This window comes from Kutzneria chonburiensis, from assembly GCF_028622115.1.
Taxonomy (GTDB): domain Bacteria; phylum Actinomycetota; class Actinomycetes; order Mycobacteriales; family Pseudonocardiaceae; genus Kutzneria; species Kutzneria chonburiensis.
Map to the genome: position 1 here is coordinate 2,432,684 of NZ_CP097263.1, position 20,972 is coordinate 2,453,655.

General features: G+C 69.6%; 19 protein-coding genes. 8 read left to right on the top strand and 11 right to left on the bottom strand.

Features of this window, described 5'->3' with window-relative positions:
• Positions 1-5: 5 nt before the first annotated feature.
• Positions 6-884, top strand: coding sequence for a factor-independent urate hydroxylase (gene pucL / locus M3Q35_RS11310; RefSeq protein WP_273941634.1), 879 nt, complete (start codon positions 6-8; stop codon positions 882-884).
• Here the strand turns inward: pucL and M3Q35_RS11315 are convergent.
• Complete coding sequence (locus M3Q35_RS11315) at positions 881-1,609, bottom strand: DUF899 family protein (protein WP_273941635.1); 729 nt, start codon at positions 1,607-1,609, stop codon at positions 881-883. The two genes, pucL and M3Q35_RS11315, sit on opposite strands and share 4 nt — an antisense overlap.
• Before the next feature lie 103 nt (positions 1,610-1,712).
• The gene (locus M3Q35_RS11320) at positions 1,713-2,210 is read right to left on the bottom strand and encodes a pyridoxamine 5'-phosphate oxidase family protein (RefSeq protein ID WP_273941636.1); all 498 of its coding nucleotides are present in this window, start codon (positions 2,208-2,210) and stop codon (positions 1,713-1,715) included.
• 111 nt (positions 2,211-2,321) lie between these two features.
• Here M3Q35_RS11320 and M3Q35_RS11325 point away from each other — a divergent pair, with 111 nt between their 5' ends.
• Positions 2,322-3,551 carry a low temperature requirement protein A gene (locus tag M3Q35_RS11325; RefSeq protein ID WP_273941637.1) on the top strand — a complete coding sequence of 410 codons (1,230 nt, stop codon included), beginning with the start codon at positions 2,322-2,324 and terminating at the stop codon, positions 3,549-3,551.
• A gap of 46 nt (positions 3,552-3,597) precedes the next feature.
• On the opposite strand, the gene M3Q35_RS11330 is transcribed toward M3Q35_RS11325, so the two are convergent.
• The 3 genes from M3Q35_RS11330 to M3Q35_RS11340 all read right to left on the bottom strand — a co-directional run bounded on the left by M3Q35_RS11330 (position 3,598) and on the right by M3Q35_RS11340 (position 8,215).
• Complete coding sequence (locus tag M3Q35_RS11330) at positions 3,598-4,491, bottom strand: glycoside hydrolase domain-containing protein (protein WP_273941638.1); 894 nt, start codon at positions 4,489-4,491, stop codon at positions 3,598-3,600.
• 660 nt (positions 4,492-5,151) lie between these two features.
• Complete coding sequence (locus M3Q35_RS11335) at positions 5,152-7,458, bottom strand: ricin-type beta-trefoil lectin domain protein (RefSeq protein ID WP_273941639.1); 2,307 nt, start codon at positions 7,456-7,458, stop codon at positions 5,152-5,154.
• Positions 7,459-7,582: 124 nt separating this feature from the next.
• Entirely contained in the window at positions 7,583-8,215 is a 633-nt protein-coding gene (locus tag M3Q35_RS11340; RefSeq protein WP_273941640.1) for an HAD family hydrolase, read from the bottom strand.
• 21 nt (positions 8,216-8,236) lie between these two features.
• Here M3Q35_RS11340 and M3Q35_RS11345 point away from each other — a divergent pair, with 21 nt between their 5' ends.
• Positions 8,237-9,793: a phytoene desaturase family protein gene (locus tag M3Q35_RS11345; RefSeq protein ID WP_273941641.1), complete on the top strand. Its 1,557-nt coding sequence runs from the start codon at positions 8,237-8,239 to the stop codon at positions 9,791-9,793.
• On the opposite strand, the gene M3Q35_RS11350 is transcribed toward M3Q35_RS11345, so the two are convergent.
• Entirely contained in the window at positions 9,790-11,166 is a 1,377-nt protein-coding gene (locus M3Q35_RS11350; protein ID WP_273941642.1) for a S1 family peptidase, read from the bottom strand. The genes M3Q35_RS11345 and M3Q35_RS11350 overlap by 4 nt on opposite strands.
• 35 nt (positions 11,167-11,201) lie before the next feature.
• Positions 11,202-12,011 (bottom strand): helix-turn-helix transcriptional regulator, encoded by an 810-nt coding sequence (locus M3Q35_RS11355; RefSeq protein WP_273941643.1) that lies wholly within the window; start codon positions 12,009-12,011, stop codon positions 11,202-11,204.
• A gap of 101 nt (positions 12,012-12,112) precedes the next feature.
• Between M3Q35_RS11355 and M3Q35_RS11360 the strand changes: the two genes are divergently transcribed.
• Complete coding sequence (locus M3Q35_RS11360) at positions 12,113-13,039, top strand: SDR family NAD(P)-dependent oxidoreductase (protein ID WP_273941644.1); 927 nt, start codon at positions 12,113-12,115, stop codon at positions 13,037-13,039.
• Here M3Q35_RS11360 and M3Q35_RS11365 read toward each other — a convergent pair.
• The 3 genes from M3Q35_RS11365 to M3Q35_RS11375 are packed head-to-tail and all read right to left on the bottom strand — an operon-like array spanning position 13,005 to position 15,495.
• The gene (locus M3Q35_RS11365) at positions 13,005-13,622 is read right to left on the bottom strand and encodes an alpha-ketoglutarate-dependent dioxygenase AlkB (protein WP_273941645.1); all 618 of its coding nucleotides are present in this window, start codon (positions 13,620-13,622) and stop codon (positions 13,005-13,007) included. The genes M3Q35_RS11360 and M3Q35_RS11365 overlap by 35 nt on opposite strands.
• Positions 13,623-13,632: 10 nt before the next feature.
• Positions 13,633-14,313: a hypothetical protein gene (locus M3Q35_RS11370; RefSeq protein WP_273941646.1), complete on the bottom strand. Its 681-nt coding sequence runs from the start codon at positions 14,311-14,313 to the stop codon at positions 13,633-13,635.
• An 18-nt stretch (positions 14,314-14,331) separates the two neighbouring features.
• A complete protein-coding gene (locus tag M3Q35_RS11375; RefSeq protein ID WP_273941647.1) occupies positions 14,332-15,495 on the bottom strand; it encodes a 4-hydroxybenzoate 3-monooxygenase in 1,164 nt (387 codons plus the stop codon).
• A 90-nt stretch (positions 15,496-15,585) separates the two neighbouring features.
• On the opposite strand from M3Q35_RS11375, the gene M3Q35_RS11380 reads away from it, so the two are divergent.
• From M3Q35_RS11380 to M3Q35_RS11390, 3 genes are all read left to right on the top strand, one after another.
• Positions 15,586-16,401 carry an IclR family transcriptional regulator gene (locus tag M3Q35_RS11380; protein ID WP_273941648.1) on the top strand — a complete coding sequence of 272 codons (816 nt, stop codon included), beginning with the start codon at positions 15,586-15,588 and terminating at the stop codon, positions 16,399-16,401.
• Positions 16,402-16,482: 81 nt separating this feature from the next.
• The gene (locus M3Q35_RS11385) at positions 16,483-17,046 is read left to right on the top strand and encodes a hypothetical protein (RefSeq protein WP_273941650.1); all 564 of its coding nucleotides are present in this window, start codon (positions 16,483-16,485) and stop codon (positions 17,044-17,046) included.
• Complete coding sequence (locus M3Q35_RS11390; RefSeq protein WP_273941651.1) at positions 16,983-17,321, top strand: hypothetical protein; 339 nt, start codon at positions 16,983-16,985, stop codon at positions 17,319-17,321. The genes M3Q35_RS11385 and M3Q35_RS11390 overlap by 64 nt, the downstream gene beginning before the upstream one ends.
• A gap of 170 nt (positions 17,322-17,491) precedes the next feature.
• Here M3Q35_RS11390 and M3Q35_RS11395 read toward each other — a convergent pair whose 3' ends face one another.
• Positions 17,492-18,328 (bottom strand): LLM class F420-dependent oxidoreductase, encoded by an 837-nt coding sequence (locus tag M3Q35_RS11395; protein ID WP_273941652.1) that lies wholly within the window; start codon positions 18,326-18,328, stop codon positions 17,492-17,494.
• A 47-nt stretch (positions 18,329-18,375) separates the two neighbouring features.
• Between M3Q35_RS11395 and M3Q35_RS11400 the strand changes: the two genes are divergently transcribed.
• Positions 18,376-20,952, top strand: coding sequence for a fibronectin type III domain-containing protein (locus M3Q35_RS11400; protein WP_273941653.1), 2,577 nt, complete (start codon positions 18,376-18,378; stop codon positions 20,950-20,952).
• Positions 20,953-20,972 lie beyond the last annotated feature (20 nt).

Sequence of the window (20,972 nt, forward strand, 5' to 3'; positions counted from 1 at the left end):
TCCGCGTGGCCGTCCACCTTGGCCCCAACCAGTACGGCAAGGCCGAGAACCGGCTGGTGACGGTGTCCCGCAACGGTTCCGTGCACACGCTGCGGGACCTCACCGTCAGCACGTCGCTGCGCGGCGAGCTCGCCGCCACGCACCTGACCGGCGACAACTCCGGTGTCGTGCCCACCGACACGCAGAAGAACACCGTCTACGCCTTCGCCAAGGAGGCTCCCGTCGGCGAGATCGAGGAGTTCGCCCTGCGGCTCGGCCGGCACTTCGTCGGCTCGTTCGACCAGATCACCGGCGCCCGGGTGCTCGTCGAGGAGCACGGTTGGGGCCGCATTCCGGCCAACTCCCACTCCTTCGTACGGGGATCCGACGAGAAGCGCACCACCGCCGTCACCATCTCCGGCACCGACGCGTGGGTCGTGTCCGGGCTTCGCGACCTCGTCGTGCTCAAGACCACCGGTTCCGAGTTCCACGGCTATCCGCGGGACAGGTACACCACCCTGCCCGAGACCACCGACCGGATCCTGGCCACCGCCGTCAGCGCCCAGTGGCGCTTCGCCGGCCTGGACGTCGACTGGGACAAGAGCTTCGCCGAGGCCCGCGACGCCCTGCTCGCCGCCTTCGCCGACACCCACAGCCTTTCCCTGCAACAGACCCTCTACGCCATGGGCACCGCCGTGATCGAGGCCCGGCCCGAGATCGCCGAGGTGCGGCTGTCGCTGCCCAACAAGCACCACTTCGTCGTCGACCTGAGCAAGTTCGGGCTGGCCAACGACAACGAGGTCTTCTACGCCGCCGACCGCCCGTACGGGCTCATCGAGGGCACCGTCCTGCGTGACGACGCCCCCGACGAGGGCCTGGCCTGGCACACCCTCCCGGCGTTCTAGTGGCAGTGTCCGTCCCGGCCCAGGGTTTCCTCCGCGGTCACGGCGGGACGGGTCCACTGCGGCGCCGGCCGGCTGGTGCCGTCCCAGGTGGCGTGGCCGTCGGCGTCTGAACGCCAGTACCAGCAGGGGTGGTTGCCGTCGGGGACGCCCTGCCAGGTCTCGCCGCGGCCGCGGGGAGTCATGTCGAGCAGGGCGAACGAGCCGGACATCGCCTCGGTGCCGCGACCGGTGGTCGAGTAGGTGAGGAACACGCGGTCGCCGTCGCGGAGGTACGAGGTGATGTACCCCATCTCGCCGCCGGCGGGGCCGTCGATGCCACGGACCGAGTACCAGGGCACGGTGTAGCCCATGAACTCGACGAAGGGCTCCACCTCGGCCCAGCGGCCGACGGTGAGGATGGCGAACGAGACGCCGCGGGCGTTCAGGTAGACGTCGGTCGCGTGCCACGCCGCGTAGGTGCAGCCCTCGCACTGCCCCTGATGCGGCGCGCCGTCCCACCACATGTGCTTGTACACCAAAAGCTCGTCCCGCCCTTGGAACAGGTCGATGAACGGGACGGGGCCGTCCGGGCCGACGACCTCGACGGTGCCGTCGAACTCGACCATCGGCAGCTGCCGGCGGGCCGCGGCGATGGCGTCGCCCTCGCGGGTGTGCGCCTTCTCGCGAGCCAGCAGCTCGTCGCGGGCGGCCTGCCAGGTCTTCAGATCGGCCAGCTTCGTCGACATGAGTTCCTCCAGTGGGTGTCGGTTCCCTCATGGCGTTGTCGAAGCTGGTGTCGTCAGTTCGACATGGGAGGTCGTTTTTAGTCCTCACTGAAGTAATAGTGTATTAAGCACTCTCTCGCTCGGCGCGCTGCTTGGCCAGCTGCTCGACCGGGGTCGGCAGAGTGGTCTCGAAGTCGATGAGCTTGACCCACGTCGGCGTGACGACGACACGGACCATGCCCTGGTAGAGGGAGTGGACCTCGGCCTCCCACACGACGCGCTGCTCGGCGCTCATCTCGTAGGAGCCGTTCATCTGGAGGTACTCCTCCGGAATGCCGTCGACGACGTCGAGCTCGACGCGGCCGCGGATGAGCAGGATCTTCGGCGGGTGGACCTCGGTGTCGATGGTGATGGCGACGTTCGGATTGCGGCGCAGCGAGTGCAGCTTGGGGGCGTTGAGGGCCGTGCAGAGGACCAGCTCGGCGCCGTTCCAGGTGAACGCGATGGGGATGTTGCGCGGCGTGCCGTCCTTGGCCACGTAGGCCAGCCGGCACAGGTCGCGGGCCAGCAGTTCCTGGCTGTACGGGCGGTTGAGGACCTCGGCGATCTCGCTGGGCTGCATGACGGGCTCCTTCGTCGGCTGTTGTATCCCTGGGACGGACCCGCCGTGACGTTCTCGACAACCCGGCGCGCCTTTTTTCCGACGAGTTTGCGCGCCGGCAGAATCCGGGGCGTGAGCCAGGAGCGCGGCAAGCGGGTCGGCTGGGTCGAGCTGTACTTCGACCTGGTCTTCGTGTTCGCGGTGGGCCAGGTGGCGCACGGCATCGTGACGGACCCGCACTGGTCGAGGGTGGGCGCGGCGCTGGGCCTGTTCATGACGCTGTGGTGGACCTGGATCGGCTTCGCCGTGCTGTACAACCGCCGTGGCGACGACAGCCGCACCGCGGATCGGCTGTTCATGCTGGCCGGCACGCTGCCGTGCGGGATCGCGGCGACGCAGGCGCATCACGTGTTCGAGGGGCACCCGGCGGTGTTCGCGCTGGCCCTGGCCGGGGTGCGGCTGATCCTTGCGGTCGCGCACCGGTGGCCGGCGGAGGGCGAACTCGACCAGCATCGGGTCAGCTGGGGCTACGCGGTGTCGACCGTCCTGTTCACGGCTTCGGCCTTCGTGCCGACGCCGTGGCTGTACGTGCTGTGGGGCGTCGCGCTGGCCCAGGAAGCCGGTTTCCTGCTGCTCGGCGGTCGGCCCCGTGGTCGCAAGGGGGATCGGCCGACGCGCAAGGCCAGGTGGCGTGCGCTGCTCACGCCGCCCAAGCAGGCCAACCGCGCGGTGGACTCGGCCCACCTGTCGGAACGCTTCGGCCTGTTCATGATCCTGCTGCTCAGCGAGTTGGTGATCACCGTAGGCAGCGCCGTGCTGGAACGCCCGTCGGACGATCTCGGCTACTGGTTGGTGCTGGTCAGCGGCCTGGTGCTGGGCGGGGCGCTGTGGTGGATCTACTTCACCTCGGCGGCCGAGATGTACGAGCGGCTGCTCGGGCTGTCCGGGGGCAACCCGGCGCTGGCCTACTCCCTGTACGCCGTCGGTCACCTGCCGCCGGCCTTCGCACTGCTGCTGGTCGCGGCCGGCGTGAACCTGGCGCTGCACGAGCCCGCCCCGTCGGCGGCGGCGTGGTTCGTCACGGCCGGGCTGACCATCTATCTGCTCGGTACCAGGGTGTTCGCCGCCGGCGAGCGCCGCTGGTACCTCAGCCTGCTCCGGTTCGCACTGCTCGCGGCGACGGTGTGTCTGGCGTTCGTCAACCTGCTGCTGCCGGCGTCGGGCGTCGTCGCAGTGGTCGCGGTCTGGGCGATCGGCACCGCCGCCGTGGCCGGCCGGATCCGCCACCGGGCCTTGGACCGGTTGGGCGACACCCCCGCGGAGTTCCTGCGGCATCTCCCGACCGGGCCGGACCTCGACTGAACCCGTTCGCCGGGCAAGGCGATGCCTTACCCGGCAAGGGAACCGCTCAGCCGTCCTGCTTGGCGCTGTCGGTGACCGCGGCGCCGTTCACGTGCATCTGCGCGGCGATCTTCGTGGCCAGCAGGTCGTAGTCGATGGCCGGCGTGCCGATGCCGGCGATCTTCTGCTCCACCTCGGCCTTGATCGCGTCCAGCTGCTTGCCGACCGCGTTCTTGAGCCCGTTGAGGTCCGAGTCGAACCAGGCGACGATCTGCCGCAGGCTGGTCACGCCGGTCTCGGAGCCCTGGCGGTTGATCGGCAGGTCGAGTAGTTCCTCGGGGGTCATGGTGTCTCCCTGCTGCCCGAAGTCGTCCTTGCGGGCCTCGTTGACGTCGCAGTCGACACCGTCAACGGAGACCGTGCCGACTCGCTGGAACAGGTTGATGCGCGGGTCTTCCTGGCCGCCGGACCACGCCGCGGTCTGCCACGCCCACTGGGCCAGTCCGGCGTCCAGCGCCCGCGACACCGCGTAGAAGCCGCCGTACACGCCGACCCGCTCGCGGGGCAGCACGCTGAGTACGCCATCGAAGTAGTCGCCGACGGGGCCGAGCTTGGCCCGGGCGCTCGCGTTGCCCGGGCTGTAGTCCGGGATGTCGAAGTCGACGCAGAAGTAGATCGGGTTGTCCGGCAGGCCGACGTCATTGGCCTGCGCCACCGCCGCCTGGGCGTCGGCAACGCCGGCCCCGTGCCCTTCGGTGGCGCGGTCCGGCTGACCGATGATCTTTCGTTCCCAGGTCAGCGCGACCGCGACGCCGTTGGCGTGCATGTCGGACACCTCGCCGGCGGACAGATTCACCCGGCCCGATAACCCGTTGACCAGGTAGCGCACGACGAAGCCATATCCGGCGCGGGCCACCGCGGCCCCGGACGGACGGCCGCCGCTGTAGTCGAGACCGAGCATGATCATCCCTTTCCGATTCGCAACGCCGACAAGGTTTTCCGACAGGGAAATACGCCCGCCGGGCCATTGTCGTTCGACACGACCGTCCAGGCCGTGCTCGCGGTTGACGATGATGCCGTCCCGCCCGAATTGTCCTCGCACGTCACGGCGACGGCAAGGCTTGTCGGCGTACCCTCCCCAGTAGCACCGGAATTCCTGTGCACACGCGACATTGTTGATCACACGGAAATAGGCGATCACGTTGTCGTCGCACGGTTATCTTGACGCACACAGCCACTCTGCGTCATCCGCATCGGACGACCTCTGCCCGATCAGGCTAACGACCCTGCTGCGGCAACGATACATTCGGTATGTGTTCGGCCACGGCCGATACGCCGGTGAAATGCCGTGCACCCTGGCTTCGACGGCATGAGAACTCCGCGCCTGATCGCGCTAATGGCCCTTGCGCTCGCCGCCACCCTCGTGTCGGGCGGCCGACCGACGAACCCCTTCCGTTCCGGCGTCGGCGTCGCCGCTCCACAACAGACTGTTCACGCAGCCGCAGCCGGGCACCATCCCGTTCTTCTACACCAGCGCGTCGGCGTACCTGGGCTGGATCGTGCCGATCACGTCCTGATCAGACCGATCGGGCAACCGTTTCCCGGCTGCCCGATCGGGTGATCATGGCAGCCGCCAGAGCTGGTTGGCCCCGCCGTTGCAGTCCCAGATCTCCAGCTGGGTGCCGTTCGCGGTGGTGAAGCCCGGATCGTCGAGACACTTGCCGGACTGCGCGCTGCGCAGGCTGCCGTCGGCCGCCTGCGTCCACTGCTGGTTGCTGCCGCCGTTGCAGTCCCACAGCTCGACCAGCGTGCCGTTGGCGGTGGCCTGACCCGTGACGTCCATGCACTGCCCCGAATTCATCAGCGCCCCATTGCGTGCCGTCCAGTTCTGGGCCGCGGAGCCGTCGCAGTCGGCCAGCACGACCTTGGCGCCGGCCTGTGCGCATTTGCCCGCGAGGCCGGACGTGATCGGTCCTTGGCGCGTCGGCGATCCGGTGCCGGGCGTGATGGCGAGGTTGTCGAACTGGTCGGTGGCGTAGCCGACGATGCCGATGCCGGCCTGGCCGTTGGTCCAGCGGCCGTCGGTGGCGGTGCCGGCGGTGTGGCCGTCGACCGCGCCGGTGATGGTGTTTCCTTGGAACGTCACGGAAAGCGTGTGCCAGGCGTTCGTGCCGAGTGCGGTGGTGGTGCCGCTGGCCAACGTCGTGAGGGTGCCGCTGTTGTCACCGGCGACGATCGACCACGCACCGGTGTTGCTCACCCGGAAGTAGTAGGCGTCCTGATGGGACTGCGGCCGGGACTGGCTGTTGGCCCGGCCCATCAGCTCCACCGTGCCGGCGGCGGCCAGCCGCACGTCGGCGGAGACCGTGTAGTTGCCCCAATCCTGGTCGCCCAGCAGGGAGAACGCGTCGGAGTCGTCCTGCCACTCGATCGGCCGAACCGGGGCCATCTGGGTCACGCACTTGCCGGCGCGGCCGACGCACGGCTGGATCTCGTACGAGCCCTGCATGTCCGAGAGGTACTTCGCCTCCGTGCCGGTGGCATAACCGTCGAAGTTGTCGTTGTACGGCAACGCCAGGCCGTGATCGGCCGGGCTGGTCGCGGTTCCCTTGCCCTGCCCGGTGGTCGTGGAGACGGTATAGATCATGTTCGGTTGCAGGGTGAGCGTGTAGCCGGCGCCGTTCACGTCGGCGGTGTGCTGGAAATCGGGGCCACTGCCCAGACTCGTGGCCCACACGTGCGCGGAACTCGTGTTCAGACCGCCGGTGACGGCAAACGTGGCCGTCTGCGCCGTGGTCGCCGTGGACGTCTCGATGACGGTGCTGTAGTCATGGCCGTCGGTCAGGGTGACGTAGCTGCCGCTGGTGCCGAGATAGCCGCCGGCGGAGTCGATGAAGTGCCAGCCGGGCTTGGTGAACTGGGTGACCTGCGCGGTCGCCCAGGTGCTCTTGCCCGTGCGGTAGGCGCCCGACCACGGCGACGGCGCGACCGCGAGACCGACCGTGCTGTACGGCAGATTGGGGTAGATCGCCGCGAGCAGCGGCCAGTTCAGGTAGGCCGTCATCTTCGCGTCGAGATAGCCCCGGGTGATGGAGCGGATCAGGGCGGCGGTGCCGGAGTTGACGTCCTGAGAGCCGTTCTCACTGGCCCACAACGGCTTTCCGGTGCTCAGCGCGTCCGCCGTGGTGCCGCACGAGACCGCGTCGCCGCCGTCGCCGCCGTGGCACGGATAGTGCGCGCCGACGATGTCCACCGCCCGGGCGAAGGTCGGGTCCTTGACCATGTCGGTGGCGACCTCCCAGCCGGAGTCCGCGCCGACCACCTTCACCCCGCCGTATCCCTTGGCCGCCAGGGTGTTGTGCAGGTTCTCGTACCAGCCCTTGTCGTAGCCGCGCTCGTTCCAGCCGCCGAGGAAGTCGATCGCCAGGCCGTGCTGCCGGGCGCAGCCGAGCCAGGTCATCAGGTAGTCGACCATGTCCTGGGACCAGAAGTTGCCGTTGCCGATCCAGCCCGGGGCGGCCCAGGCCAGGCCGTACAGCTCGATGTTCGGGTTACGGGCCTTGGCCTGCTCGGCCAGCCACCACTCGTAGCCGCCGCCACAGTTCACCGTGCCCCTGGTGTGCTCGATGCTCGGCTCCGAGCCGTCGGTGGAGTTGGCGTCGCCGCCGATCTCCAGCTTCAGCACCTGGAGGTCGGCCCCGTAGCCGGGCTTGAACAGGTAGTCCAGCACCTGGCCGCGCTGCGGCTCCGGGTAGTCGATCAGCAGCCGGGAGTTGCCGCCGCCGCCGCTGATCGCGCCGATGCCGTCGAACGTCCGGCCGCCGTGCGTGCCGTCGATGGTGATCGTCGTCGCCGCCTGGGCCATGGTCGGGCCGGCAAGGGCGATGGCCGTCACGGCGGCGAGCAACGCGGTCCAGATCCTGGCCACGGCGGGTCCCCATTCATCCTGGCACCGTGGCGGCGGTGCTTTGACATCGTTGTCAGCGCGGAGCACCCTCCATGCTGCCCGGGTCCCGTGGGGGCGGACAAGGATCGAACGTTCACAGTTGTGATCAGGCCAGGATGAGATCGACGGCCGCCGCGGCAGTGGCCACGATGTGGTCCGGCTTCGGCACCTCGGGCCAGCGACGGCCGTGGGGCAGCCAGACCGTGCGCAGGCCGGCGGCGCGGCCGCCGAGGATGTCGGCCGCGCTGTCACCGACCATCCATCCGTCGCCGAGCTCCACGCCGGCGCGGGTGGCCGCGATCTCGAACAGGCGCACATCCGGCTTCCAGATGCCCTCGGCCCCGGAAATCGCCCAGCCGTCGACCACATCGGCAATACCGGCGCTGGTCAGGGTGTTGGTCTGGACAGCCTCGTATCCGTTGGTGACAACGCCGATTCGCCAGCCGGCCGCGCGCAGGCGGGCCAGACCGGTCAGCACTCCGTCGTAGACGGGAATCAGGGTCGGCTGGCGGTCGCGGTACTGCTGCCAGAGCGCGTCGAACGAGGACGTGAGCCCGTAGCGTGCCGTGACCTGCGCGAAGAATTCCTCCTTGGGCACCCGCCCGTCGCCGTCGGCCGCGACCAGCCAGTCGGCCTCGGTCGGCGGCAGTCCGTGGTCGGTGCAGAACTCCGCCGCCCAGGCGCGCAGGCCGGCGGCGCGGTCGACGAGCGTTCCGTCAAGATCGAAGAGCGCGAGCACGGGCCGATCCTAGAATGAGGCGTGGACTTCGACGGGGTGGTTTTCGGGGCCGGGCCCAACGGGTTGGTGGCGGCGAATCTGCTGGCCGACGCGGGGTGGCGGGTGCTGGTCCTCGAAGCGGCGGACGAGCCGGGTGGGGCGGTGCGCAGCGCGGAGGTCACCGCGCCGGGGTTCGTGACGGATCTGTACAGCTCCTCGTATCCGCTGGCGGCGGTGTCGCCGGTGATCAAGGAGCTGAACCTGGAGCGGCACGGCCTGAAGTGGCGGCACGCGCCGGATGTGCTGGCGCACGTGCTGCCGGACGGGCGCGGAGTGACGCTGTCGACGGACATCGAGCGGACCGTGGCCTCGGTGGCGGGGTTCGACTCCGGGGACGGGGATGCCTGGCGGGCGATGCACGACGAGTGGGCGAAGGTCCGCGAACCGCTGATGGACGCGCTGCTGCGACCGTTCCCGCCGGTTCGGGCGGCCGGGAAGTTGTTGGGGGCGACGGGATCGGCGGCGGCGCTGCGGCTGGCCCGGATGCTGACGCTGTCGGCGCGGGGACTGGCCGACGAGCGGTTCGGCGGCGAGGGTGCGCAGTTGTTGTTGAACGGCAACGCGATGCACGCCGACGCCGGGATCGACGGTGCCGGCAGCGGGGTGTTCGCGTGGATGCTGGCGATGGTCGGGCAGGACGTGGGCTTCCCGACGCCGGAAGGCGGGGCCGGCGCGTTGACGGCGGCGCTCGTGCGCCGGTTGGAAGCCCTTGGCGGGCAGGTGGAATGCGGTCGGCGGGTGACGGAGGTGCTGATCGCCCGGGGCACCGCGGTCGGCGTACGTGATCATGAGGGCAACGTGATCCGTGCGCTGCGGGCGGTGCTCGCGGACGTGCCGGCTCCGCAGTTGTACACCGAACTCGTTGGCCCGCAGCACCTTCCGCCACGACTGCTGGACGACCTGACGAGGTTCCGCTGGGATCCGGCCACGGTCAAGGTGAACTGGGCCCTGTCCGCGCCGATTCCGTGGACGGCAAAGGAAGCGACCTCCGCGGGCGTTGTGCATCTGGGCGGCGACATGGCGATGATGTCGGGTGCCTGCACGGACATGGCGATCGGGCGGACGCCGCGCAATCCGTTCCTGCTCCTGGGCCAGACCACGACCGCCGACCCGACCCGCTCCCCCGCCGGCACCGAGTCCGTATGGGCGTACACCCATGTGCCGCAAGGACAACGCTGGACCAAGGACCGGGTCGCCCGGTTCGCGGACAAGATCCAGCAGGTGGTGGAGAAGCACGCCCCCGGCTTCGGCGACCGGATCATCGCCCGGCACGTGCAGGGCCCGGACGGCTTTCCCGGCACGGTCAACGGCGGCACCGCGATGATCGGCCAGCAGCTGGTGTTCCGCCCCACCCCAGGCCTGGGCCGGGCCGATACGCCGGTGGACCGCCTGTACCTCGCCGGCAGCTCGGCCCATCCCGGCGGCGGCGTGCACGGCGCGCCCGGCGGCAATGCCGCTCGGGCGGCGCTGGCCCGTGAGAAATGGGGCGGGGCTTACAAGTCCTTGCTGGGCACGGCAAACCGACTGGTGTTCGGTTAGCCGTTCGCGCTGGTGATCACCTCGAAGTGCGCACCCTGTCCACCGCTGAACGCGTTGACGTCGTCCAGGATCGTGCCGATGGGCGAGTAGCTGCTGGACTCCCCCACGGCGCAGGCCCCGGTCACCAGGGTGCGGCTGCCGGCCAGAATGCCGAGCGCGGTGTTGTCGACCTGGCTGAACAGCGGGCCGCCGCTGTCGCCGGGGCGGGCGCAGATGGTGGTGTTGATACCGACGTCGGTGGACGTGACCTGACCGCACCGGGTGCCGGGCAGGTAGTCGACGCCGGCGCCGCTGTCCGCGGCCTGCGGGTAGTTCCGCTGACTCGAGGCCGAGCCGTCGGCGCACACCACCCAGCCGGGCTTGACGTCGGCCAGCGCATGCACGCCGGTGATCGGCTGGCTGCCGGACTCGGCGTAGTGGCCCTCGCAGTTCTGCTTGGAGTCCATGCAGTACAACAGAACCGAGTTGTGCGGGGCCTGCTTGTTCAGCCAGGTGTCGGCGGTGCCCTGGTCGACGTACGGCAGGAACTGGTAGTCGTACGGGTAGAAGTCCTTCTGCACGCCGTGTTGCTGCACGACCGACATGCCGTTGTGCTGCACCGGCAAGGAGTTCTTCTGGTCGCAGTGGCCGGCGGTCAGCACCCATGCCGTCTTGTCGGCGTAGCCGCCGCCGGTGGAGCGCACGTTGAAGCCGGTGGTGCAGGCGCTCGTGCCGCCGTCGGCCCGGGTGTGGTCGAGCCGCAGGCCGCCGCGCATCGGGCCGTAGCCGCCGCAGAACAGCGGATGGCAGTAGCCCCAGTCGATCGGGCCGGCCAGCGGCGTCAGCAGCGGCAGGTCCTTCACCACGACACCGTCGGGTGCGGTGATCTTCGCCGCCGCCGGGTCGCGCCGCCACAGCACCACGGTGTTGGCCTGCTGGTCGACGGCCGGCAGGTACGCCACGTCCTTGCCGGCCTCCTTGGCCAGCCGGTCACGGACCGCGGTCAGCTCGGCCAGCGAATGGTCGACCGTTCGGGTGAGAACGTGCCCGCGGTCGGGGAACTGGGCCAGCAGCGACCTGATCGCCGCCGGGTTGGTCGTGTCCACGACCAGCACGCCGCCGTGCTGGTGGTCGATCGCCATGCCGCCGTAGACCTCGGCCGCCTTGGCGCGCAACGTCTCGTCCAGCTGCGTCGCGTCGAGTTGCAGCTCCAGCCGCCGTAACGCCTCGGCCGGGGTCACGCCGTAGGCCTGCTCCAGGTAGCCCATCGAGCCGGCCACCGCCGCCGGGTCCAGCGTCGGCTTCTTGCTCACGGCCGCCGCGTTCACGGTCGACCCGACCAAAGCCGGCAGTGCCACCGCGACAGCCGCGGTCAGCACGACAACTCGACGCACTAACTCCCCCTTGGTCGTCACACGACCGGGGAACTTTACAGAGCCCGCAGCAGCGCCAGCGCTTGGGATGATCTAGAACCCGGCTCGGCGTGGAAGACCACCAGCAACTGGCCGTCCGTGCCGGTCACGGCCAGCTTCTCGTGCCGCAGGTCCAGCGGGCCGACCAGCGGGTGGACCAGGTACGACCAGCCGCTGGTGCGGGTGCGGACGTCGTGCCGGGCCCACAGCCGGCGGAACTCCTCACTGCGCACCGACAGGTCCCCGACCAGCTCGGCCAGCGCCGGATCGTCCACCTCGGGACCGACGAGCGCACGCAGCCCGGCCACCGAGCCGGCGATGATCTCGTCCCAGTCCCGCCGGTACATCGCCCGCACGGCCGGATTGAGGAAGGCCTCGCGCATCATGTTGTTGCCCTCGCGATAGCTCGGGCACAGGGCGGTGGCCATCGGGTTGGCCACGAGCACGTCGTGCAACCGGCTCTGCACGTACGCGGGCGTGTCGGTCCAGGACAGCACCAACTGCCGGATGCCATCGGCCGCCTTCTCCGCCTTCCGGGCCCGGCGGCTCGGCCGGGCGGTCGGCCGGGCCAGCGCGTGCAGGTGCGCGGTGGCCTCCCCGTCCAGCTGCAATGCCCGGGCAATGGCCGCCAGCACCTGCTCGGACGGGTTCTGGTCGCGGCCCTGCTCCAGTCGCAGGTAATAGTCGCTGCTGATGCCGGCGAGCAGCGCCAGCTCCTCACGGCGCAGCCCCGGCACCCGCCGCCGACCCTGGTCGGGCAGGCCGACGTCCTCGGGCCGCACCAGCTCACGCCGGGCCCGCAGGTACTCGCCCAGTCGCGTGTCCATAACCCCAGGTTAGGGCGGCGTCCGACGCTGTGGGTGTCCCTGCTGGCCCCAGGATCACGGGAGCACTGGCCGGCCTTTGTGGACTGTAAGAGGCTTCGGCCATGACACGTATTACAACCCCGTTCGGGTTTGCCTCCACCGCCGACGAGGTGGCCGCCGGCATCGATCTGACCGGCCGCCGGGCGGTCGTCACCGGCGGCGCGTCCGGCATCGGCATCGAGACGGCTCGCACGCTGGCCCACGCCGGCGCCGAGGTCACGCTGGCCGTCCGCGACGTCGGGGCGGGCAAGCGAGTGGCCGCCGGCATCGGCGGGAACGTGCTGGTAGCGCACGTGGATCTGGCCGACCGGCGCACCGTCGCGGACTTCGTGGCCGGCTGGGACGGGCCGCTGCACATCCTGGTGAACAACGCCGGCGTGATGGCGATGCCGGAGCAGCACACCTCCGAGGGCTGGGAGATGCAGTTCGCCACCAACCACGTCGGCCACTTCGCCCTGACCGTCGGCCTGTACCCGGCGTTGCGGGCCGCCGGCCGGGCGCGGATCGTCTCGGTGAGCTCCAGCGGGCACAAGCACTCGCCGGTGATCTTCGACGACCTGCACTTCGCGTTCCGGCCCTACGACCCGGGATTGGCCTATGGCCAGTCCAAGACCGCCAACGTGTTGCTGGCGGTGGAGGCGACCCGGCGCTGGGCGGCTGACGGGATCACCGCCAACGCCGTGATGCCGGGCGCCATCCGTACCAACCTCCAGCGCCACAACACTTCCGTGCTGAACACGGCGGTCGAGTGGAAGACGCCGCAGCAGGGTGCGGCGACCTCGGTGTTGCTGGCGGTGTCGCCCCTGTTGGACGGTGTCGGCGGCCGGTATTTCGAGGACTGCAACGAAGCCGAGCTCCTGCACGCGCGGGGCGACCGGCTGCTGCACGGCGTCGCGGCGTACGCTCTGGATCCGGCCAATGCCTCGCGGCTGTGGCAGGTCACCGAGCAGATGCTCAGTGCACACCCCGTGGCCGGAACTGGACGCTGATCCGCGGGCCGACCGGCTTCGCCGTCTTCGGCACCGCGTGCTCCCAGGTGCGCTGGCACGTGCCGCCCATGACGATCAGGTCGCCGTGGCCGAGCATGTGCCGGACGCTCTCGCCGCCGCCCTTCGGGCGCAGCAGCAGCGCCCTGGGAGCGCCCAGCGACACGATCGCCACCATGGTCCGGTCGGTGTTGCGGCCGCTGTTGTCCCCGTGCCAGGCCACGCTGTCGTGGCCGTCGCGGTAGTAGCACATGCCGGCCGTGCGGAACGGCTCCCCCAGCTCCGGCCCGTAGTGTTCGGACAGGTCGTCGCGGGCCTGGTCGAGCACCGGGTCCGGCAGTTGGACCTGTTCACGGTAGAAGCAGACCAGGCGGGGCACGTCCACGATCCGGTCGTACATCTGGCGGCGCTCCGCGTACCAGGGCACGTGTCCGACCAGCCGCTCGAACAGCAGATCCGCGCCCGTCAGCCAGCCCGGCAGCACGTCGATCCACGCGCCGTCGGTCAGCTCGGTGCGCCGCGCTCCGGTGAGTGCGCCGAGGGTGGGCGCGTCGGCCTGGTCGAACAGTGAACCTTGCAACGCCATGCCACCGACACTATCGAACGTCTGTTCGAACCGCCAGCCCGGTCTGGTCGAGCCACCGCTGCCAGCTGGCGCGTTTGACCGGCCGCTCCGGGTGGTCGGCAACGTGCAGCAGGAACCGGGCGCGGGCCGACACCAGCGGCTCGGGGTCGTCGACGCGATCCCGGAACACGTCGGTCGGCACGTGGTGGATCAGCCGGGCGTACAGCCAGTCCTTGCACCGATACGGCCGCAGAATCGCCGCCAGGAGAAGGTCGACGGCGTCGTCCCGCAGCGTCGCCGGCACGCCCGCGCGCCCGAACCTTCGCAGCACCGTCTCCTTCAAGGACCACGGCGAGAACATGGTCGACTCCCTCGCCCGCCAGGCCTGCGGATACCGCGCCTCCCAACGCAGGAAGAGCAGCGCGTACGAAGCACGGTCGACGTCAGGCGTGCCCGCGTTGAGCCAGCCGCTCATCGCGCCACCGAGGCTGCGCTCCCGGTTCCAGCGGACCTGCGCCACGGCCTGGTTCCATTCCGGTGCCAGCTCCGGAAACAGGATCGGCGCTCGCCAGCCGGCCCTCGCCCAGACGTCGTTCGCCCACGCCTGTGCCCGCCACGCCTCGGCCACAAAGGACTGCTGCCGTTCGAGCGCGCGACCGCGGACCTCGTCGTCGGGGTCGATGAGGTCGTACAGCCAGGCGTGATCAGGCACGGCCGGAGCATGCCAGATCTACCAGGGCAGGCCGACGTAGTTTTCGGCGATGGCGGTCATCGCGGCGCGGCTGCCGGCGGTGTAGCGGAGCTCGGCCAGCTGGACCTGGCGCTGGAAGGCGTCGGCGGTCGGGGACACGTGCAGCATCGAGGTCATCTTCCACGAGAAGGCCTCGGCCTTCCACACGCGGTGCAGTGCGGTGTCCGAATAGGACTCCACCAGGCGGGAGTCGTTGTGCTGCAACAGCTGTGTCACGGCACGCGAGAGCAGGCGGACGTCGGCGACGGCGAGGTTCATGCCCTTGGCGCCGGTCGGCGGGACGATATGGGCGGCGTCGCCGGCCAGGAAAAGACGACCGTGGCGCATGGGGGTGGCGACGAAGCTGCGCATGGCGGTGATTCCCTTGTCCAGCAGAGGGCCTTCCAAGACCGGGCTCTCGCCGTCGACGGCCATCCGGGTGTGCAGCTCGGCCCAGATCCGGTCGTCGGGCCACTCCTTGATGTCCTCGTCCGGCGCGACCTGGAGGTACAGCCGGGTGATCTCGGGCGACCGCATGCTGTACAAGGCGAAACCGCGCTCGTGAAAGGTGTAGGCCAACTCCTCCCGGGTCGGGGCGGCCTTGGCCAGGATGCCCAACCAGGCGAAGGGATACGTGTGGTCGTAAGCCTCGTGCGGCACGGCTTTCCGGCTCGGGCCATGGAAACCGTCGCACCCGGCGATCACGTCGCAGACCAACTCTTGCGGCTGCCCGTCGGCGTCACGAAAGGTGATGCGGGGGCGGTCGGTGTCGATGTCGTGCACGGCGGTTTCGCTGATGTCGAAGAGGATCTGGCCGCCGTCACGGGTGCGGGCGTCGATGAGGTCCTTCACGACCTCCTGCTGTCCGTACACGGTGACGTTGCGGCCGACGAGCTCCTCGAACGCGATGCGGTGGTCGGCGCCGTCGAAACGCAGCGAGATGCCGCCGTGCACCAGGCCCTCGCGGTCCATCCGCTCCCCCAGGCCGACCTCGCGCAGCAGGTCGGTGGTGGTGTTCTCGAGCACGCCGGCCCGCACGCGCTGCCGCACGTAGTCCTCGCCGCGCTCCTCGAGCACCACCGACTCGACGCCCTCGAGATGCAGCAGGTGCGACAACAGCAGCCCCGCCGGGCCGGCCCCGATGATCCCGACCTGTGTGCGCACGGTGACCTTCCTCCCTGGTTGCGAGCGTCCAGCATGGAAGCCATGCTCGGTCCGGTCACCGCAGGTTTCCGATGGACGGAAGGGTAGCTCGTGCCGCCTCGCACCACCGATCCCGTCAGCGTCGGGGCCCGCCTGATCGCCCTGCTGGACGCCTTCACGGCCCGGGCGTCGGCGCTGACGCTGTCCGAGCTCAGCCGCCGGACCGGGCTGCCGCTGACGTCCACGCACCGGCTCGTCGGCGAACTGGCCGCGGGCGGGCTCCTGGAGCGCGGCGACGACGGCCGGTACCGGATCGGGTTGCGACTGTGGGAGATCGCGTCACTGGCGTCGCGCGGCATCGGCCTGCGCGAGAGCGCGATGCCCTTCCTGGAGGACCTGTACGAGGCGACGCACCAGCACGTGCAGCTCGCCGTGCTGGAGGGGCACGAGGTGCTGTACCTGGAGCGAATCTCCGGCCGCGACGCCGTGTCGATCATCTCGCGGGTCGGCGGGCGGCTGGCCCCGCACGCCACCGGCGTCGGCGTGGTGCTGCTGGCCCACGCCCCGGTCGAGGTGCAGGACGCGATCCTGGCGGCGCCGCTGCGCCGGTTCACGCCCCGGACCGAGACCAGGCCATCGGAGCTCCGACGAATCCTGGCCGACGTCCGCCGCGACGGCTACGCGATCACCGACGGCACCATCGAGACGGTGGCCTTGTCGGTCGCCGCACCCGTGCGAGGCCCGGACGATTCCGTGGTCGCGGCGATCTCGGTGGTGGTGCCGGCGGAGTCCGCCCAGCCGCGTGAGATAGTTCCGGCGGTGATCGCCGCCGCCCGCGGCATTTCCCGGGTACTGGGCGCACCGAGCAGCCAGCGACTGGCGCGCACCGTACGCCGTGAGACCCACCGCCGGGATCTCCCATTGTGAAACAACCGCGTCACAACCTCTGTGACGTAGTTGTTTCACCGTGGCAACCATCCTTTTCGCGATGCCGGCGACTAAACCGGCATGCGAATCCCAGCGGGCCTTGTCCTGGCGGTCGCGGCGCTGGCACTCGTGGGCTGCGGGCACGTGCGGGCCGGCACCGACACCGGCGTGAGCCACCCGTCGCCGGCCGCCCACACGGCCACGTCCATCGCCGTCACCAGCAGTTCCGCCGCCGATCCCGGCGCGGCGGCGGTCGAAGCCGAGTCCGACGGCCGGTTCTCGCTGGTGGTGTTCGATCGCAACACCGGCAAGGCCGTGGTGAATCAGAATCCGTCGGCCGGATATCCGGCCGAATCGGTCGTCAAGCTGCTCATCGCGATCGCCGCGCTACAGAACGGCGAGGATCCGGGCCTCGTCACGACAATGCTGACGATGAGCGACGACCAGATCGCCAATCAATTGTGGTCACGCTACGGCAATGTCGCGATCGTCTATCGGGCGGTCGACCAGATCGGCCTGCCCGGTGTGGTCGCACCCCGGATCCGGGCCGCTGGGGCGACACCCGGATCACCGCCGACGACGTGGTCAAGATCTACCGGTACCTGCTCGAAACGGCGCCGGAAGAGCTGTCCGCGGTCATCATGAAGGCCCTGGGCAACACCTCCAGGAAGGCCGCCGACAACTTCTACCAGTACTTCGGCATTCCCGACGCCCGCGACGATCACGACTGGGCGGTGAAGGAGGGCTGGGCCTGCTGCAGCCCGGACCGTGTCCTGCACAGCACCGGCGTGGTCGGCGACGACCGGCGGTACATCGTCGTCGCCCTCAGCGCGCACGACGCCTCGACCTCCACGTGGGACCAGGTCGGCGGCGAGCTGACCGACGCCGTGCGTCGGGCGCTGGCCGGGATCCGGAGGTAGTCACCCTTGTGAACAAATCCCGGCCAGTCATCCGACCTCTTCACCGGTACAGTGAGCCGTTCGGCCTAAAAAAGCCCGGTCACGGTTGCCCGTAAAGGTTCTCCGTCCTATGTTTCGCCTCAGTTACGGCGAGGAGGTCGGATGTGTCCGGGTCCCTGGGACGGGTGGACCTATTCGCCGTGCAGCTCCTGGACCGCCGACTCGATCCGGTCCAGCGCCCGTTCCATCGGCCCGAGGCCGACCGAGGGCAGCCAGAACACCGCGCGCCGGAAGCCGGCCCGCTCGAACCGCTCCAGCGACGACGCCTTGGGCTGAGCGTTCATCAGGACGAAGTCGAGCTTGCGGTCGGCCCGGTCCTGCATCTGCATGGCCCGGCCGACGATGTCGTCCGCGCGACCGCCGTAGTTGGGCATCCAGCCGTCGCCGAAGGACAGCACGCGGTCGGCAACCGTCGGCCCGTTGCCGCCGATCAGCACCGGCGGATGCGGCCGCTGCGCCGGCTTCGGCCAGGACCAGATCCGCTCGAACTTCACGAACTCGCCGGCGTACGAGGCTTCCTCGGCGGTCCAGATCGCCTTCATCGCCTCGATCCGCTCGGCCATCAGCCGCATCCGGGTCCGCGGGTCGGTGCCGTGGTTCTCCATCTCCTCACGGTTCCAGCCGGCCCCGACGCCGAACTCCAGCCGTCCCCCGGAGAGGTGGTCGACGCTGGCGACCTCCTTGGCCGTCGTGATCGGGTCGCGCTGGTTCACCAGACAGATCCCGCTGCCCACCCGCAGTGTCGTCGTCGCCGCGGCCGCCGCCGTGAGCGTGACGAACAGGTCGTAGGTGTGGGCGTACTTGCGGGGAAGCTCGCCGCCGCTCGGATAGGGAGTGCGTCGGTCGGCCGGGATATGGGTGTGCTCCGGGAAGAACAACGACTCGTGACCGCGCTCCTCGACCAGCCGCGCGAGCGGCCCGGGAGCGACGGTCGTGGGCGTGGCGAAAACGGCGACACCGATGTCCATGGTCGAACCGTACGCCGACCGCTGTGTCATCACGATCTGGAGAACCCATGAAACGATCAGTCCAGCTGGCGGTCGGCGCGGCCACGGCGGTGCTCGCCGCCGTCGCGCTGACCGGCACCCCGGCGGACGCGTCCGGGGCCGGCAGTGCGGACGTCTACGTCTCTCCGCAGGGCAACGACAAGCAAGCCGGCACGTCAGCGCAGCCGGTGCGCACGCTGCAACAGGCGCAGACCCTGGTCCGTCAGCGCGCGCCGCAAGCTACAGGTGACCTGACCGTGCACCTCGCCTCCGGGGTGTTCGATCTGTCACAGCCGCTGAAGTTCGACGCCCGCGACTCCGGTGTCAACGGCCATCGGGTGATCTGGCAGGGCAGCGCCGGCACTCAGATCAGCGGCGGCCGGCAGGTCACCGGCTGGCACGCGGTGTCCGGCAAACCCGGACTTTTTGCCGCCCCAGCACCGAAAGGCCTCGACAACACGCGGCAGCTGTACGTCAACGGCGTGCGTGAGCAGCGGGCCCAGGGGACGGTGCCGGTCACGGTGAAGGCGACCGCCACCGGCTACACCGCCTCGTCCGACGCCATGGCGGGCTGGCGGAATCAGAGCGACATCGAGTTCGTCTACACCGCGGGCGAGGCGCTGTGGAACATCCAGCGTGACGGCCTCGGGCAGTGGACCGAGCCGCGCTGCCCCATCGCGTCCATCAGCGGTACGACGATCACCATGGCCCAGCCCTGCTGGGACAACTCCACGAAACGCGTCCAGTTCCCGAACATTCCCGGGCGCAGCGTCAACATGGTCGGACCGTACGACCTGACCAACGGCCGGCATCCCACGTACGTGGAGAACGCGTTCGAGGTGCTGGACACGCCCGGCGAGTGGTACCTGGACCGGTCTTCGCACACCGTCTACTACATGCCGCGGCCGGGTGAGAACCTGAGCACCGCCGACGTCGAGGCGCCGGCGCTGGAGCAGCTGATCACCGCGACCGGGCTGAGCAACGTGTCGTTCCGCGGGATCCAGTACTCGTACGCGACCTGGCTGACGCCGTCGTCACCGGAAGGCTTCTCCGAGATCCAGGCCGGCTACACCAACACCGGTCCGGACGGCTGGGCCGTGCAGGGCCTGTGCCAGTTCGTGCCCAACGGCAAGTGCCCGTACGCCTCGTGGACGCCGGAACCGGGCAACATCACCGTGTCCGGCGGCAGCGGCCTGGAGTTCAGCGACTCCGTGTTCACCCATCTCGGCGCGGCCGGGCTGCGGCTGGCCGACAACACCGCGAACACCATGGTGCGCGGCAATATCTTCACCGACATCTCGGGCAACGGCATCGAGATCGGCGGCGTCGACCAGCCCACCACCGGCAGCACGCACGACGTGCAGGTGCTGGACAACCACCTGTACGGCCTGCCGCGGGAGTTCCACGGCGGCGTCGCCATCCTCAACGGCTACAGCCAGCACAACACGATCTCGCACAACCAGATCGACCACGTCGCCTACTCGGCCATCTCGATGGGCTGGGGCGGCTGGCCCGACAAGATCAAGGTCGCCGCGACGCCCAACAACTCGCACGACAACCTGGTGTCCGACAACCTGATCCACGACTACATGCTGTCGTTGGACGACGGCGGCGGCATCTACACCCAGGGCATCACCGGCAGCTCGCTGGCCACCGGCCAGAAGGTCACCGGCAACGTGATCTACGGGCAGTTGGGGCTGGGCAAGGGAATCTACACCGACAACGGCAACACGTACGAGAACGTCGTCGGCAACGTCGTCTACGGGGTGGCGTACGCCGATGTCGGCACCGCGCACGTGGACTACCGGGACAACCTCGGCAACAACGATCCCACGCTGATCCAGGGCAACTACTGGGAGCAGGGCGACAAGGACGGCAACAACAAGGGCGTCGTCACCCAGGGCAACCACCTGCTGGACAACCCGTCCGCCGCACCGAAGTCCATTGTGGACAATGCCGGGCTGGAGCCGGCGTACCGGGGACTGTTGGGACGAGCCGTTGGCGGTAACGGTGTGCCGGAGCAGCCGACCCGGGTTGGTTCGTTCGCCGCCGACGGCAAGGTGTACGTGACCTGGAATCCCAGCTATGCCTTCAACAATGCCGCTGTGGACAGCTATCTCGTCACCGCCGGGTCTCGCACCGTCACTGTTCCGGCTTCGCAGTTCAACCGGTTGGGCTATGCCGTTGTCGACGGGCTGACCAACGGCAAGTCCTATGTGGTCACCGTGCGGGCGCACAACCGTTACGGCGCCAGCACTCCGTCTCTGCCGGCCGGTGCCGTGACGCCCGGTCCGTTGGCCGGCAAACACGCGGATGCCCCGACCGGCGGCAAGGCGTTGCCGTCGTCGAGCGCCGTCAGCCTGCACTGGACGCCGCCGGCCGGGATGGGTGACACGCCCGTCATCGGCTACGTGATCACCGTGTCCGACGGGCGGACCATCGCCGTCAACGGTCGGGATGCCTTGGTGTCCCAGCCCACCGCCAAGGGCATGACCCGCGTCGTCGACGGTCTCAAGGCCGGCACTGCCTACACGTTCACCATCGCCGCCGTCACCGCCGACGGTCCTGGCGCCGCGTTGACCGTGCAGACGACTACCGGTTCGTAGAAGTTGCCGCCACGCCGGCG

Coding starts and splice junctions, on each gene's coding strand:
- M3Q35_RS11395 (WP_273941652.1), bottom strand. CDS start 18,328: ATGGACATCGGTGTCGCCGTTTTCGCCACGCCCACGACCGTCGCTCCC.
- M3Q35_RS11385 (WP_273941650.1), top strand. CDS start 16,483: ATGCGAATCCCAGCGGGCCTTGTCCTGGCGGTCGCGGCGCTGGCACTC.
- M3Q35_RS11365 (WP_273941645.1), bottom strand. CDS start 13,622: ATGGCGTTGCAAGGTTCACTGTTCGACCAGGCCGACGCGCCCACCCTC.
- M3Q35_RS11355 (WP_273941643.1), bottom strand. CDS start 12,011: ATGGACACGCGACTGGGCGAGTACCTGCGGGCCCGGCGTGAGCTGGTG.
- M3Q35_RS11360 (WP_273941644.1), top strand. CDS start 12,113: ATGACACGTATTACAACCCCGTTCGGGTTTGCCTCCACCGCCGACGAG.
- M3Q35_RS11330 (WP_273941638.1), bottom strand. CDS start 4,491: ATGCTCGGTCTCGACTACAGCGGCGGCCGTCCGTCCGGGGCCGCGGTG.
- M3Q35_RS11315 (WP_273941635.1), bottom strand. CDS start 1,609: ATGTCGACGAAGCTGGCCGATCTGAAGACCTGGCAGGCCGCCCGCGAC.
- M3Q35_RS11320 (WP_273941636.1), bottom strand. CDS start 2,210: ATGCAGCCCAGCGAGATCGCCGAGGTCCTCAACCGCCCGTACAGCCAG.
- M3Q35_RS11400 (WP_273941653.1), top strand. CDS start 18,376: ATGAAACGATCAGTCCAGCTGGCGGTCGGCGCGGCCACGGCGGTGCTC.